A 14,129-nucleotide genomic window follows, 5' to 3' on the forward strand; every position below is an offset into this window, starting at 1 on the left:
GGGTGACCCTGCCGGTGGTGGCTCCGGCAGGGTCACCCCCGAACCGGTGTCCCGTGCCTACGGTGGGGGGCATGTCCACCATCCTTATCACCGGCGCCACCTCCGGTCTCGGCCGGTACGTCGCGTTCGCGCTCGTCCGGTCCGGCCACCTCGTCCTCGCCCACGGCCGCGACCACGGCCGTACGGAGCGGCTCGTCGCCGAGTTGCGGGCCGAGGGCCAGGCGGCGGGGTTCGTCGCCGATCTGGCCTCGCTGGCGCAGGTGCGCGAGCTGGGCGCGCGGGTCGCCGAGGCCCACCCCGCGCTCGATGTGCTCGTCAACAACGCGGGGGTGGGCGCCGGTTCGCCCGGTTCGGGCCGTGAGGTGAGCGCCGACGGCCACGAACTGCGGCTGGCGGTGAACTACCTGGCGCCGGTGGCCCTGACCCGCGTCCTGCTGCCGGCCCTGCGCGCGCGGGCGTCCGCGCGGATCGTCAACGTCGGCTCGGCCGGTCAGGAACCCGTCGATTTCGACGACCCCGGATTCACCCGCGGCTACGACGGGTTCGCCGCGTACTGCCGGGCCAAGTTCGCCCTGGCGGCCCATACGTTCGGCCTGGCCGAGGAGTTGACGGGCAGCGGGGTGTCGGTGAACGTGCTCCATCCGGCGACGTTCATGGACACCGCGATGGTCCGCGAGGGCGGGGTGGCGCCCTGGAGCACGGTCGCCGACGGCGCGCCGGGCGTCCTGGCGCTGGCCACCCGGGAGTCGGGGACGGGCCGTTACTTCGACGGAACGCGTCCGGCGCGGGCGCACGAGGCGACCTACGACCCGCAGGTCCGGGCGCGGCTCGAGCGGCTCACGCAGGAGCTGCTGGGCGCCTGACGGCGGACGCCTTTGCCGATCGGCGAGGGGCCGCCGAGGGAAGCCGCGGGCCGCCGAGGGAAGCCGCCGGTGTCACCTCCACCGGCGGCCCGCCGCGGCTACCGGCGTGTCTGTCCGGGTACCAGGCCCACCTGCGGCGCGCCCATCCCCCGCAGTGCCTGCTGGGCCTTGTCCACCAGGCCGTCCGCTCCACAGGAACGCGCCAGCGACAGGCCCCGGCCGAGTTCGGACACGGAGCGGGAGAGGATGCCGTACTCGACGCGGGCGGCCGCGTGTTCGTACAGACAGGGCGAGGCCTCCAGAAAGGTGACCGCCTGCTGGGCCAGCCGGACCGCGCGCTGACCGGTCTCCAGGGCGGCGGCGCAGCGCAGGGCCTCCCCGATCGCGGTGTCGGTGCCGAAGCGCTCGGCCTGACGGCGTGCCTCGGAGACGAGCCGGTTCGCCCGGTCCGGATCCTCGGTGGCCAGCGCCCGGGCGAGTTCGACGGCCCAGGGGACCATCACGGGGTTGAGGTGGCCGCGCACGGCGGCCGCCTTCTCGGCCGCCTCCAGCTCGTTGATGCCGTCCTTGACCCGGCCGACGGCCAGCAGCAGCCGGCCGCGCACCGAGCGGGGGTCGGGCAGCACGATCGTCGACGGGTACGGCGGGGCGAAACCGTACTGTTCGGCGGTCTCCCAGGCCTCGGCGACATGGCCGCGGGCCAGCAGGGTGTCGACGAGGTTGCAGGTCGCCGACCAGTACAGGGGCAGGCCGCGGCCGACGCGTTCGGCGACCCGCAGGGATTCCCTGAGGGACTCCTCCGCCTCCTTCAGACGGCCCCGGCGGCGCAGGCCCAGTCCGAGGTAGGCGTGGGCCAGCGCGAGGTGGCCGCCGCTCCAGCCGGCGGACGTGTAGGCGCGCAGGGCTTCGTTGAAGAGGGCGACGGCGCGGTCCAGCCGGTCGGTGTAGGCGTAGGAGCTGGCCAGCATCATCAGCAGTTCGATGCCCCACTCCTGGTCGGTCCAGCCGAGCCCGGGGGCGAGGCCGCCGTTGACGAGGGCGCGGTCGCAGAACTCGGCGACCTCCTCGGCGTTCTCGCCGTGGGTCATGGCGTCGAAGCCGCGCAGGATGAGCAGGGCGCGCTCGGCGTTGTCCCGGCCGGTACAGGTCGCGGCGAGCTCGGCGAGTCTCTCGGAGCGGCGCGGTGTGGTCGTCTCCCCGGCGTGCACGCCCTCCCACATGAACTGCACCGCCTGGAGCCGCAGCCGCGCGGGTCCGGGGGCGTGCCGGGCGGCCTCCGCCTCGACCGTGCGGACGGCCTCCTCCAGCTGGTCGTTGTGCAGGAGCGCCTGGGAGAGGCGGTAGACGGCGTCGACGCGCTCGGTGCCGTCGAGGCCCGGCATGCCGAGTGCGGTGCGCAGGTGGTCGATGGTCCTGGCGGGGGCGGTGAGAAGGGTGGCGCAGCCCAGTTCGTAGAGCACGTGGGCGTGGACCTCGGGGGCGGGCGGTTCGTCCAGGGCCCGTTCGAGGCATCGGCGGGCCGCGTCGGGGGCGCCGACCGCGAGGTGTTCGCGGGCGGCCTCGCGCAGCTGCTCGACGAGTTCCTCGTCACCCTCCGCGTGTACCTGGAGCAGGTGTCGGGAGGCGGCCGCGAGGCCCTTGCCGGCGTCGGTGACGACCTGGGCGGCGATGCCGTGCATCGCGGTGCGCAGGCCTGTGGGGATGGAGTCGTAGACGGCGGAGGCGATCAGCGGGTGGACGAACTCCAGATCGCCGTCGCCCGCGGGGACGGATCCGGGGACGGGTTCGGTGAGGATGCGGGCGTTGCGCAGCAGTTCGGCGCAGCGCGCCGCGTCGTTCCGGCCGAGTCCGGCGAGCAGGGCCGCCTGGTCGACGGAGATGTCCGCGCCGAGGATCGCGGCGGCCATGGCGAACTTGGTGGCGTCGACGCCCAGTTTCTCCAGGCGGTCGACGAGGCCGCCGCCGCGGGCCGCGCGGTTCAGGGCGCGCAGTTCGCCCGCCGAGGACTCGCTCGCCTCCAGTTCGCTGTCGCGGACCTTGGCGAGGAGTTCGACGGTCTCGTAGGGGTTGCCGTCGGTGACGGCCCACACCTCGCGGCAGAACGCGGCGTCGGCCTGCGGGCCGAGGGTGGCCCGGGTGAGGCCGGCGACCGCGGGCGGGGTCAGGGCGCTGAGGCTGGTGACGGCGCGGCCCGCGGCCAGGCCGATGGCGTCGAGGTGGCGGGCGGCGTCGCCCTTGACCTCGCCGGGCCTGCGGGCCACGACGACCAGGACGGAGAGTTCGTCGAGGCGTTCCACGAACGCGACGAGCCAGCGCAGGGTCTCCTGGTCGGCCCAGTGGGCGTCGTCGATCAGCAGGACGAGCGGGTAGTCGCGCCGGGCCAGCCGGGTCACGGCGGCGACGAGGCCGTCGCACACGCCCTGCGGGTCGGCGTGGCCCTCGCCGGGTTCCAATATGCCGAGGGCGGGGCCGGCGATGTCGTATCAGTCGCCGAGGTACTCGCGGGACTCCTCCGGGTGCAGGGACAGCAGTGTGGGCTGAAGCAACTGCCGTACCACGTTGAAGGGAACGGACCTCAGTGTCTCGCCGCCGCGGGCCGACCAGACCGCGCAGCCGCGGCTCTCGGCGATGCGGCGTGTCTCGGCCAACAGCGCGGTCTTCCCGAATCCCGCCTCGCCCCGGAGCACCAGCAGGTGACCCGACGACGACCGGTCGGCGCAGAGCGTCTCCACCGCCTCCGCGATGGCGGCGACCTCCCGCTCGCGCTCCCACAGGAAAGCCGAGGCAGCCGCCGCCGGCCTGACCTCCGTCATCCCGCTACCTCCCCAAGTCGCCCGAACGACGTACCGACGTCGAGCGTAGCCTTCCGGGGGCCCGCGCGGAGGGCGGTCCGGGCAGGTCCCGCCTTCACGAGTGACGGGCGACGGTCCGGGACCCCCGGCGGGCCTGCGGAAGTGGTCCCCTGACGTCAACGGCGAGTGACGGGCACCGAATTGACGTCGAATTCACGCCAGCCGGGCGACGGGCGCCCGGAACGGATTTCCACGGAGTGCCCTCCCTCTCATCCGGCTTTCACCGACGCCTCATACGGTGGGGACATGACGCAGGTGACTCCTCCCGGGTGGTATCCCGATCCGGGGCAGACAAGTGACGGTCCCGCCACCGAACGCTGGTGGGACGGCAAGGCATGGACGGACCAGACCCGCGCCGCGGGCTCGGCCGCCGTATGGGGTCCGCCGGCGCAGACCCCGGCGGACGGGTCGTACCCGGCGTATCCCGGGTATCCGGGGTATCCGGGGTATCCCGCGGCGCGGGCGGGCACGGGACGACGGCGCGGGCTGCGGACGGGCATAGCCGTCGCCGCGGCCGTGGCGGTCCTCGCCAGCATCGGGGTCGGCGTGTACGCGCTGGCCAAGGACGACGGCTCCGGCGGCGGCGGCACGGCCCAGGGACCGGGCGGGCAGGGCGGGCCCGGCGGCGCGGGCGGACAGGACGGCGGCGGCCAGGGCGGGCCCTTCGGCGACTCCGGCGGTTCAGGAGGCTCCGGGGGTTCGGGGGGCTCCGGGGGTTCGGGCGGGGCGTCTCCCTCGCCCGGGGAGTCCGAGGCGCCGAAGATCAAGAGCGGTGCGGTGACCGACGCCCTCAACGGGATCACCATCCCCATCCCGGACGGCTGGACCGGCCAGGAGCTGAGCGTGGGCGCGCAGCTAACCTCCGACTCCTCCTACAAGTGCCCCGGCGACACGTCCAAGACCTGCACCAAGGGGGGCGTGTACTCGGCGCCCGTCGAGGTGCTGGAGACCAAGGGCGAGACCGCCGAGGCGGTCGCGAAGGCGGACATCCCGGCCAACGCCGAGGAGTCCTACGGCGGCACGACGTACGGCGCGATCACCTCGCACCAGGTGCTCGCCTCCAAGGCGGTGACGGTGGCCGGGCAGAAGGGCTACCTGGTGCGCTGGAAGGCGGTCACGAGCAAGGGCGCGGACGGGTACGTCGAGTCGCTGGCGTTCCCGGCGCCCGCGGACACCAAGCGGATCGTGGTGCTCCGTTTCGGGGTCGACGCGGACCAGAGCGTGTCGGTCATCGACACGATCACCTCGGGCATCAAGGTGTCGACAGGCGGCGGCAGCGGACAGGACGTCTGACACGGTCGGCCGGGTGGGGCGCCCCTCCGCTCAAGGGGGCCCCGCCCGGCCGGGTGGTGCGCGCCGCCCCCGTCCCCACGGTGCGGCGCGAGACAGGTCACCGTCCAGTCATCCCGTGGACGGCGGCCTGAGCCATGTGGTGTTCTCCGTGTCGGTCTCCGCGCCGGTCCCTAGGTGAGGCCGAGCGCCGGCAGTACGGCCGCCTCCACGAAGCGGACCAGGTACTCCTGGTCCGCGTACTCCCCGTCGACGACGGGCCGGGCGCGGATCACACCGAACATCTGCGCCGGGACGTACTCCAGCGCCGGGTGGTCGCGGGCGACCTCGCCGCGTTCGACCCCGCGGCGCAGGATCTCCCGCAGCGCCTCGATCTCGGGGGTGATGATCGCCTCCCGCAGCGCCAGCGCGAGGTCCTCGTCGCCGGTGACCGCGTGGCCGAGGGCCTGCAGCAGCTTGGTGTCGTTCGTGGACCAGCGACCGGTGGCCCGCGCGGCCTCGCGCAGGTCGTCGGCGAGCGAGCCGGTGTCGATGCCGGTGAGCCGGGCCTGGCGGCGGGAGCGCAGGGCGGCCACGACGAACTGGGGCTTGGTCTTCCACTGCCGGTAGAGCGTGGACTTGCTGCACCTGGTGCTGGCGGCGATGCCCTCCATGGTGACGGCTTCGTAGCCGCATTCGCGGACCTGGTTCAGAACGGCGTCGAAGAACTCCTGCTCACGCTCGGGCGTGAGCTTGGAGCGGCTCGTGGCGGCGACCGACTCGGGCCCGTCCGCTGCCTGCGACATCATCTGCCGTCCCCTCGCTTCTCTTCCGTCTCTGAGGCTTGCCTCGAGGCCCGTGCGAGAGCCTCTGTCCAGTGTGGCGCACATCAATCGATACGCCAGTGTACCGGTACGCGCTCGTATCGGTACACTGGCGTATCGGTACTAAATCGTATCGATGGTGAATGCACGAGTCACGAGCACGGCAGCACCACCCACACGCACCACCGTCAGTGAAGGGGCCGGGGGATGAATGCCCGCACCGAGCCTGGGGAAGCGGAGCCGGTCACACCGGCGCGGCCGCCCATAGTCCGAGAGCTCCTGCTGGTCGCAGGGCTCTTCCTCGTCTACAAGCTCGGCCGGCAGCTGGCCGCCGGCCACACCGGCGAGGCCTTCCGCAACGCCCGCGACGTGTGGCACGTCGAACGCCTGCTCCGGCTGCCCCAGGAAGGCTCCGTGCAGGCCCTGCTGCTGCACGGCGACACCGTGGTCCAGGTCGCGAACACCTACTACGCGACCGTGCACTTCCCCGCCACCCTGGCCTTCCTGGTCTGGCTGTACCTGCGGCGCCCGGCCCACTACGTGTGGGCCCGCCGGGTGCTGGCCGCGGTCACCGCCGCGGCCCTGGTGCTGCACCTCGCCCTGCCGCTCGCCCCGCCGCGGATGCTCGCGGCGACGGGACTCGTCGACACCGCCCGCGTGTACGGGCCGTCGGTGTACGGGCCGCCGCGGACGGACCACCTGTCGAACCAGTTCGCGGCGATGCCCTCGCTGCACTTCGGCTGGGCCCTGATGGTCGCCATCGGCCTGATCGTCGCCACCCGGTCGCGGTGGCGGTGGCTGTGGCTGCTGCATCCGCTGCTGACCCTGCTGGTGATCGTGGGCACGGCGAACCACTACTGGCTCGACGCGGTCGTGGCGGGCGCGCTGCTCGGCCTCGCCCTCGTCCTGATCCACGCCCCCCGGCGCAAGTCCACGACGGCGGGACGCGGAGCGCCCGTCCTCGTCCCGGCGGAGCAGCCGGTCCTCGTGGGAGCGGGCCGATGAACGCCACCCTGGTCGCCGTCGTCCTGTCCCTCTTCTCGGCCGTCGCCTACGCGGCCGCCGCCGTCGCCCAGGAACGGCTGGCCTCCCAACACCCCGGCACCGGCCTGCTGCGCCTGCTCGGCAACGCCGCCTGGTGGTGGTCGGTCGGGCTGAACGCCGCCGCCGCGCTGCTGCACGTGGTCGCCCTCAAGTACGGACCGCTCACCGTGGTGCAGCCGCTCGGCGCGCTCACCCTGGTCGCGGCGGTGCCGATGGGCGCGCGGGTCGCCGGGCGCCAGGTCAGCGCCGCCGAGTGGCGGGGCACCGCCTTCACCCTGGCCGGCCTGGCCGCGATCCTGGTCACCGCGTCGGGCCCGGCTCCCGAGGACGTCCTGAGCATGCCGGAGGCGGTCGCGGTGGCGGGGGCGACCGCGACGCTCATCGGGCTGCTGGCCCGGCGCGGCGCCAGGCCGGGACTGCGGCACGCGACCGCGTCCGGCTTCGCCTCGGGCGTCGCCTCGGCGCTCACCCAGACCGTGACGGTGGCCGCGACGGACCGTTCGGGCCCGCTGCTCAGCGTGCAGGTGATCGGGGTGGCGCTGCTGGTCGCGGCCTTCGCGACGGCCGGACTGCTGCTGTCGCAGACCGCCTACCGGGGTGGCCTCGGCGCACCGCTGGCGATGGTGACCCTGGCGAACCCGGTGGCCGCCGCGGCGATCGGCCTCGCGCTCCTGGGCGAACGCCTGCAGGGCGGGGCGGCGGGCGTGCTCCTGGCGCTGGCGGGAGCGGGCGTCGCGGGCTGGGGCGTGGTGCTGCTGTCCCGGGCCGCGCCGGAATCCGGTGCCGACCAGGACGAGGATCACCCCGTGGCGGCGGTGCTGGCCCTGAGGCCGGAGACGGCGTCGGCCGAACCGGCGCTGCTGCCCCGGCCGACGACCGGGCCCGAGCACCTCACTCCGCTGTAGCGCGGGTGCGACGGGTGACACCGCGGGGTGTCACCCGTCGCACAGGGCGTCAGCCCAGACCGCGCGCGTCCTGCTTGAGCGCGGTGTCCACGGTCAGGGCCGTGGCGACGACCAGGCTCAGCAGCGGCTCGGGCAGCTGGTAGTGGAACTGGAGGACGTAGTTGTCCGCCGTGGTGAACATCGTCTTGGCGAGGCCTTCCCAGGTCTTGGTGATCCGGGCGACCTCGTTGTCGGCGTGGTCGACGATCGCGAAGTTCCACGCCCGCCAGTTCTCCGCCTTGATCGCGCCGACCTTCCGGCCGTCCGCGTTGATGGCGAAGTTGATCTTTCCGATGACGTTCTGCTGGACGATCTCGCCGACCGGCTGCCCGTCGGGGCGCGTCACGACGACCCGTGACTTGAGGAACTTCGCCGGACGCGTGAGCAGCAGCACCGGCTGCCCGTGGACGTCGCGGATCTCCAGCCGGTGCGTCAGGTACTGGTCGATGCTGACGACGAAGCGCAGGATCTTGCGCAGCGCGCTCTGGCCGACCTGGACGACCGAGCCGAGCTGACCGCCCTGCTGGTCCATGACCTTGTACTCGTTGGTCAGCTCGATCAGCTTGGCCTTCTGGTTCACCACCAGCACCGGCTCGCTGAACAGCGTGCCGCCGCCGGGGCCGCTCGAGGCGACCCCGGCCTGCTGCTGCACCTGACGCTGGACCCGCTCGTCCGGCCCCGTCTGCTGCTGGGGCACCTGCGGCGCGGCCTGGCCCTTGCCGTCCGCGTGCGTGTGCTCGGTCCACTGGGCGCCGTCCCAGTAACGCAAGGTCTGGGCCGCCCCGTGCGGGTCCGGGTACCAACCTGAAGGTGTGTTCGAATGCGTGGTCACCGGGGCACAATACCCGGAGCCGACCGGGACCTGACCAGCCCCCACGATGCGGTGTTCACCGCGCATTTGCCGTGGCGCCGGCCCAAGCCGGTCACTCCGTGACGATCGCCGGGTCGCTCACACCGGGGCGGCCGTTCTCGACGTGTCCGGCGAACCGCCTGAGGAACGCCGGGTCGGCGCCGGACGTGACCGTGACGTCGTACCACCGGCGGCTCGCCCGCAGGTCCAGGGTGCGCTTGAGCGATCCGCCGGGCCGCAGCTTGACGGTCGTGGGCCTGCCGCCGTAGCCGTCGGCCACCTTCAGCTCCACCGTGCCGTATCCCCGGTGGGTGAAGGTCAGTTCGAGACCGTCGTCGACGTGCCGGGCGGTCACCTCGGGCCCGGCCGCCTTGCCCGCTCCCTCGAAGACGCGCAGGAAGCCGTTCGGGCCGTGCACGGTCAGGTCGTGCGCGCCGCCCGAGTACGCCGAGTTCCAGGTGTCGGAGACGGTGGCGCCCGCCCCGGTGGTGTAGCTCCACGGTCCGTCGGCGCGGTTGCCGGAGGTGACCAGGAAGGCGGCGCCGGCCTTGGCCCCGGAGGCGAAGGCGAGGGTGAGGGTCCCGGCGGTCGGGTCCACCGAACCGTGCACGCTGGGCGCGTACATGAGCGGACGGGTGGGCCGCGTGCCGCGCTCCTGCTTCGGCAGGACGGGGTGGGCCGGCGGGGTGGGCACGTAGTCGGGGTGGCGGACCTTGTCCGGGGGCTCGTAGCCGTCGGTGTCCGGCAGGGCGACCGGCCGGGCGTCGGCGCGGGAGAAGTCGAACGCGGAGGTCAGATCGCCGCACACCGCGCGCCGCCACGGCGAGATGTTCGGCTCGTGAACGCCGAAGCGGCGCTCCATGAACCGGATGACCGAGGTGTGGTCCAGCGTCTCGGAACAGACGTAACCGCCCTTGCTCCAGGGCGAGATGACGAGCATGGGGACACGCTGGCCGAGGCCGTAGGGGCCGGCGACATGGCCGCTGTCGCCGGCGAACACGTCCGGGCCGGTGTCGACCGTCGACCTGCCCTGCGCGGCGGAGGCCGGCGGGAACGCCGGGACCATGTGGTCGAAGAAGCCGTCGTTCTCGTCGTAGGTGACGAACAGGGCCGTCTTCGCCCACACCTTCGGGTCGGAGGTGAGCGCGTCGAGAACCTGGGCGATGTACCAGGCGCCGTAGTTCGCCGGCCAGTTGGGGTGCTCGGTGAAGGCCTCGGGGGCGACGACCCAGGAGATCTTCGGCAGCTTGCCGCCCTTGACGTCCGCCTTCAGCCGGTCGAAGAAGCCCTCGCCCTTGCGGGCGTCGGTGCCGGTGCGGGCCTTGTCGTACAGCGGGTCGCCGGGCCGGGCGTTCTGGTACTGGGTGAAGTACAGCAGCGAGTTGTCGCCGTAGTTGCCGCGGTAGGCGTCCTGGATCCAGCCCCAGCTGCCGTTCTTGTCGAGGCCGTCGCCGACGTCCTGGTAGATCTTCCAGGAGACCCCGGCCGCCTCCAGGCGTTCGGGGTACGTCGTCCAGCTGTAGCCCACCTCGTCGTTGCCGAGGACCGGGCCGCCGCCCTTGCCGTCGTTGCCGGTGTAGCCGGTCCACAGGTAGTAGCGGTTGGGGTCGGTCGAGCCGATGAACGAGCAGTGGTAGGCGTCGCAGATGGTGAAGGCGTCGGCGAGCGCGTAGTGGAAGGGGATGTCCTTGCGGTTCAGGTACGCCATCGTGGTGGCGGACTTGGCCGCGATCCAGCCGTCGTACTTGCCGCCGTGGAAGGCCGCGTGGCCGTCGTTCCAGCCGTGCGGGAGGTCCTGCAGGAAGGCCAGACCCAGGTCGTCGGCGTCGGGGTGGAAGGGGAGGACGTCCTTGCCGGCGCCGTCCGTCTGATGCCAGACCGACTTGCCGTTCGCGAGGGTGACCGGGCGCGGGTCGCCGAAGCCCCTGACACCTCTCAGCTTGCCGAAGTAGTGGTCGAAGGAGCGGTTCTCCTGCATCAGGACGACGATGTGCTCGACGTCCTCGATCGACCCCGTGCGGTGGTTCGCGGGCAGCGCGGCAGCGCGTTCGATGCTGCCGGAGAGAGCGGTGAACGCCGTGGTGGCGCCCGCAAGTTGGAGGAATCGGCGCCGGTTGACCTCGGGCATGGGTGAGGCACCTCTCGTACGGAAGGGGCTGCGCCTGCCGGTTCGTGACGCAATGCGCGCGCAAGGAGTGTTTCAAGGGCACCGAACGTCAGGGAAGGGCCGGATGACGTCGGCGTGAAGGTCGACGGTACGAGGGGTGTGCGACCGGCCAAGGGATCCCCAAACAGCTCCGGTCCGCCGACTCGGGGTCGGGCATCGACCTTTTCGCCTCAGTGGACGAAAGGGACAACCTGCCGAGCCGGGCCCGCGTTCCTGTTTCTGTACGTTCCGGGCGATCACCCTGCTGCTGTCGGGCCTGGCGGCCGGCATCATCTGCACCCCCGGCCGACCTGGACCCGGGTACTCGCAGACGGCGCCGCCGCGAAGCACTCCTTCTCGGCGGGACGGCCGTGTGGCTAACGCGCCGCCGTCTCGTCCTCGATGTCGCGGACCAGTTGGATGGCCCGGCCCAGCGTGGCGACTCGGGCACCGAGGGTCTCTCCGGCGGGATAGAAGCGAACGGTGTCGACTCCGGCATCGCGCCACACGCGCAACCGCTCGCGCCCCCTGCGACTGGACGCCGGCAACCCCTTCCCCGAGCCCGAGGCCGCCATGGCCAAGCACCACGCCACCCGTCTGTCGGTCGACATGGCCCGCGACGCCGTCCAGCCTTCGGCGGGCTGGGATTCGCCCGCGAACTCGGCGCCGACGACCGGCCCTGCCCCATCGAGGCCCTCTACCGCGACAGCAAGATCGGCGAGATCTACGAAGGCACCAACGAGATCCAGAAATGGGTCATCGCCCGCCAGATCTTCGGCCGCGACATCACCGGGTAGCACCGGCCGGCCCCCGGGCACCGCTCAGCGGGACCCCGCGAGGAGACCCACCCGGCCCGCCGCCGCTCGACGCGGCGCGCGCCACGCCTTCGAACAACCGGCTGATGCTGCCCGGACCGCGTACACCACGGCCGCCGCACAAGGCAGCCGCCTGCGAGGGACGTCTCCGCTGAAACGAGGGAGCGGATCGCCGGCGCTCCTGGCACCAGGCCCTCTGAGCCCGAACGGAGCGCCACGGACGAGCCGGTCGACGCGGTGGCGCCGGCACAGCGCGTCGAGACGTGCAAGGCACCGGGTTGCTGCCGGCACCTGCGCGGCGCGGGAAGTCACGCCGCGCAGTGGGCCGTTGCCGCGGCGGGCCGAAGATCCCGGTGGCATCCGCACCGGATCCCGGCGCGGATGCCACCGCGGACCTCAGAACATGGTGCTCTCTCCGAGGTGGGCTTCGGCGGCCTGTTCCGGCTGGTAGTCGTTGAAGGCCTGCTCGTAGAAGGCGATCACGAGCGCCTTGTTGCCGTCAGCGGACATGCTGTTCCCCTGCCATGCGGATGGAACGAAAACGCGTCAGCCGGTCATGGCGTCGCGGACGAGCGCGGTGTCGACGAACTGCTCGAAGCGGACGATGAGTCCGCCGCGTACGACGAAGTGGTGCGCGACGCGTACGTCGATCGGCTTGCCGGTGGCCTTGTTGGTCGCGGTGTAGCGGGCCAGGACGACGACGTTCTCGCCGTCGACGACGTAGGTGTCGTCGTGCGCGGTCCAGTCCTCCCAGTCCTTGCCGAGCTGTTCCATGACGTGGGAGGTGACACCGTCGGGGGTGCGGTAGGTGCCGGCCAGCGGAAAGCCGGCCATCTCGGTCCACTCCACGTCCGGGGCGAGGGTGGCGCGCAGGGCCTCGAGGTCTGCGGCGGCGGAGGCCAGGTACTGCCGCCGTACGACGTCGGCGGGTGCGGTGGAGGTGGCGAACTCGCTCATGGTCAGCCCCACTTCATCTCGCCCTTGGCGACCTTCGCGCCGATCTGGGCGGCGATCAGCATGCCGTTGTCCGGGTAGCGGGCCACGAGCGCCTCGGTCAGCGCGGTGCCGTCGGCCGCCTTGCCGAGTTCCTCCTCGAAGGCCAGCAGGTAGTCGCGGGTGGCGGTGATGGCGGAGGCGTCGGCAGCGGTGGCGGGCAGGCGGTGGCCGGGGACGACGAGCTGCGGGTCGAGGGCGGCCATCTCGTCGAGCAGGTCGATCCAGGTCGCGCGGTCGCCGGGGGTGGGGGTGTCGGCGACCCAGACGTGCTCCTGCTGGAACAGCAGGACGCCGCCGAGCAGGGCGCGGGACTCCGCCTGCCACAGGTAGTGGCGGTCGGGCAGACCCGCGGGGCCGCCCTTGAGCTCGAAGCGGTGACCCTCCAGGGTGAGGTCGCCGGTCAGCGGGGTGAGCTCTACCAGGCGGGTGGGCAGGTTCGGGCCGAGTGCGGCCCACGCCTTGAGCTTGCCCTCGTAGGAGTGCTGGATGTGCTCGATGACGATCGGGGTGGCGACGAAGACCGCGTCGGGGAAGGCGTCGGCGATCACCTCGGCGCCGAAATAGAAGTCGGGGTCGGCGTGGGAGACGAAGACGGTGGTGAGCTTCTTGCCGGAGTCGAGGACCGCGGCGGCCAGGCGGTGGCCGTCGGCGCGGGTGAACGCGGCGTCCACCAGCAGGGCGTCGGTCTCGCCGGTGACGAGGGTGGCGGTCTTGTTCTTCGATCCGGCGGGGAAGTCGAGGTCAAGGATCGTGAAGTCGAGGGCGCTCATGCTCATGGCTCCTTGCAGGGGTGGAGGGTCGGGGGGTCAGGAGAGGCTTGCGAGACGCCGGTCCACCTCGTCGGCGGTGGCGTGACCGCGGGCCAGCGGGGTGACGTGCTCGCCGTCGACGGCGAGGAGGGTGGGGAAGCCGGAGACCCCGTGCCGGGCCGCGCGGCGGAAGTCGGCGCGGGCCGCGGTCTGCGCCTCGGGCGCTTCGAAGGCGGCGACGACGGCGTCCGCGTCGAGCCCGGCCGCCCGGGCGACCGAACGGTACGTGGCCGCCTCCGACAGGCTCAGGCCGTCGACGTAGAAGGCGTGCTGCACGGCCGTGGCCAGCTCCGTCGCGCGGTCGGGGGCCACCTGACGCAGGGCTGCGACGCCACGGGCGGCGGCCTCGGAGTCCATCACGAACGAACCGTCGGCGATCAGCCGCTCGTAGGCCTCGCCGAACTCGGCACCGGTCCGCTCGGCGATCTGGGCGTTGGCCCCCTGGACGTAGCCGAATTCGCGGATCGGGACCCGGCGGCCGCCGGTGAACAGACCACCGGAGACGACCTCGACCGGCAGGTCGGGGTGGCGCGTGGTGATCTCGCGCAGGGTCGCGGTGAATCCGTGCGACCAGCCGCAATAGGCGTCGAAGACGTAGACGAGCTTCATCGAGGACCTCGGCAGAGAGGGGCGCCCGCCGACTGCGAGCGATTCACCTGATCAAACAGTAACTGACTCGTCAGATATTTCTCGACCCATGTGATCTGGGGCACATGC

The 14,129-nt window shown here is 72.4% G+C and carries 11 protein-coding genes and 1 pseudogene; 5 read left to right on the top strand and 7 right to left on the bottom strand.

Annotated features, from left to right (window positions below; genetic code table 11):
• Nucleotides 1–71 precede the first annotated feature (71 nt).
• Nucleotides 72–863 (top strand): SDR family NAD(P)-dependent oxidoreductase, encoded by a 792-nt coding sequence (locus ACIRPU_RS30550; protein ID WP_403872891.1) that lies wholly within the window; start codon nucleotides 72–74, stop codon nucleotides 861–863.
• Nucleotides 864–961: 98 nt separating this feature from the next.
• On the opposite strand, the pseudogene ACIRPU_RS30555 reads toward ACIRPU_RS30550, so the two are convergent.
• Nucleotides 962–3,676: pseudogene (locus ACIRPU_RS30555) on the bottom strand (ATP-binding protein).
• A 285-nt stretch (nucleotides 3,677–3,961) separates the two neighbouring features.
• Here ACIRPU_RS30555 and ACIRPU_RS30560 point away from each other — a divergent pair.
• A complete protein-coding gene (locus ACIRPU_RS30560) occupies nucleotides 3,962–5,008 on the top strand; it encodes a DUF2510 domain-containing protein (protein ID WP_403872893.1) in 1,047 nt (348 codons plus the stop codon).
• Between the two features lie 170 nt (nucleotides 5,009–5,178).
• Here ACIRPU_RS30560 and ACIRPU_RS30565 read toward each other — a convergent pair whose 3' ends face one another.
• A complete protein-coding gene (locus ACIRPU_RS30565; RefSeq protein ID WP_403872896.1) occupies nucleotides 5,179–5,793 on the bottom strand; it encodes a TetR/AcrR family transcriptional regulator C-terminal ligand-binding domain-containing protein in 615 nt (204 codons plus the stop codon).
• Nucleotides 5,794–6,015: 222 nt separating this feature from the next.
• Here ACIRPU_RS30565 and ACIRPU_RS30570 point away from each other — a divergent pair, with 222 nt between their 5' ends.
• Both ACIRPU_RS30570 and ACIRPU_RS30575 read left to right on the top strand, forming a co-directional pair.
• Nucleotides 6,016–6,813, top strand: a complete 798-nt coding sequence (locus ACIRPU_RS30570; RefSeq protein WP_403872898.1) for a phosphatase PAP2 family protein — start codon at nucleotides 6,016–6,018, stop codon at nucleotides 6,811–6,813.
• On the top strand, nucleotides 6,810–7,757 hold the full coding sequence (locus ACIRPU_RS30575; protein ID WP_403872900.1) for a hypothetical protein: 948 nt from the start codon (nucleotides 6,810–6,812) through the stop codon (nucleotides 7,755–7,757). Before ACIRPU_RS30570 ends, ACIRPU_RS30575 begins: the two co-directional genes overlap by 4 nt.
• Nucleotides 7,758–7,806: 49 nt before the next feature.
• Here ACIRPU_RS30575 and ACIRPU_RS30580 read toward each other — a convergent pair whose 3' ends face one another.
• Together ACIRPU_RS30580 and ACIRPU_RS30585 are read right to left on the bottom strand one after the other, a co-directional pair.
• Nucleotides 7,807–8,628 carry a phospholipid scramblase-related protein gene (locus ACIRPU_RS30580; protein ID WP_403872902.1) on the bottom strand — a complete coding sequence of 274 codons (822 nt, stop codon included), beginning with the start codon at nucleotides 8,626–8,628 and terminating at the stop codon, nucleotides 7,807–7,809.
• 91 nt (nucleotides 8,629–8,719) lie between these two features.
• Nucleotides 8,720–10,774 carry a phosphocholine-specific phospholipase C gene (locus ACIRPU_RS30585; protein WP_403872904.1) on the bottom strand — a complete coding sequence of 685 codons (2,055 nt, stop codon included), beginning with the start codon at nucleotides 10,772–10,774 and terminating at the stop codon, nucleotides 8,720–8,722.
• 389 nt (nucleotides 10,775–11,163) lie between these two features.
• On the opposite strand from ACIRPU_RS30585, the gene ACIRPU_RS30590 reads away from it, so the two are divergent.
• Nucleotides 11,164–11,589, top strand: a complete 426-nt coding sequence (locus ACIRPU_RS30590) for an acyl-CoA dehydrogenase family protein (RefSeq protein ID WP_403872906.1) — start codon at nucleotides 11,164–11,166, stop codon at nucleotides 11,587–11,589.
• A 564-nt stretch (nucleotides 11,590–12,153) separates the two neighbouring features.
• Here ACIRPU_RS30590 and ACIRPU_RS30595 read toward each other — a convergent pair.
• The 3 genes from ACIRPU_RS30595 to ACIRPU_RS30605 are packed head-to-tail and all read right to left on the bottom strand — an operon-like array spanning nucleotide 12,154 to nucleotide 14,021.
• Nucleotides 12,154–12,564 (bottom strand): nuclear transport factor 2 family protein, encoded by a 411-nt coding sequence (locus tag ACIRPU_RS30595; RefSeq protein ID WP_403872908.1) that lies wholly within the window; start codon nucleotides 12,562–12,564, stop codon nucleotides 12,154–12,156.
• Between the two features lie 2 nt (nucleotides 12,565–12,566).
• Nucleotides 12,567–13,373 (bottom strand): MBL fold metallo-hydrolase, encoded by an 807-nt coding sequence (locus ACIRPU_RS30600; RefSeq protein WP_403872910.1) that lies wholly within the window; start codon nucleotides 13,371–13,373, stop codon nucleotides 12,567–12,569.
• A gap of 36 nt (nucleotides 13,374–13,409) precedes the next feature.
• A complete protein-coding gene (locus tag ACIRPU_RS30605) occupies nucleotides 13,410–14,021 on the bottom strand; it encodes a DsbA family protein (RefSeq protein WP_403872912.1) in 612 nt (203 codons plus the stop codon).
• Nucleotides 14,022–14,129: the final 108 nt, after the last annotated feature.

Source organism: Streptomyces sp. NPDC102259, assembly GCF_044766465.1.
Taxonomy (GTDB): Bacteria; Actinomycetota; Actinomycetes; order Streptomycetales; family Streptomycetaceae; genus Streptomyces.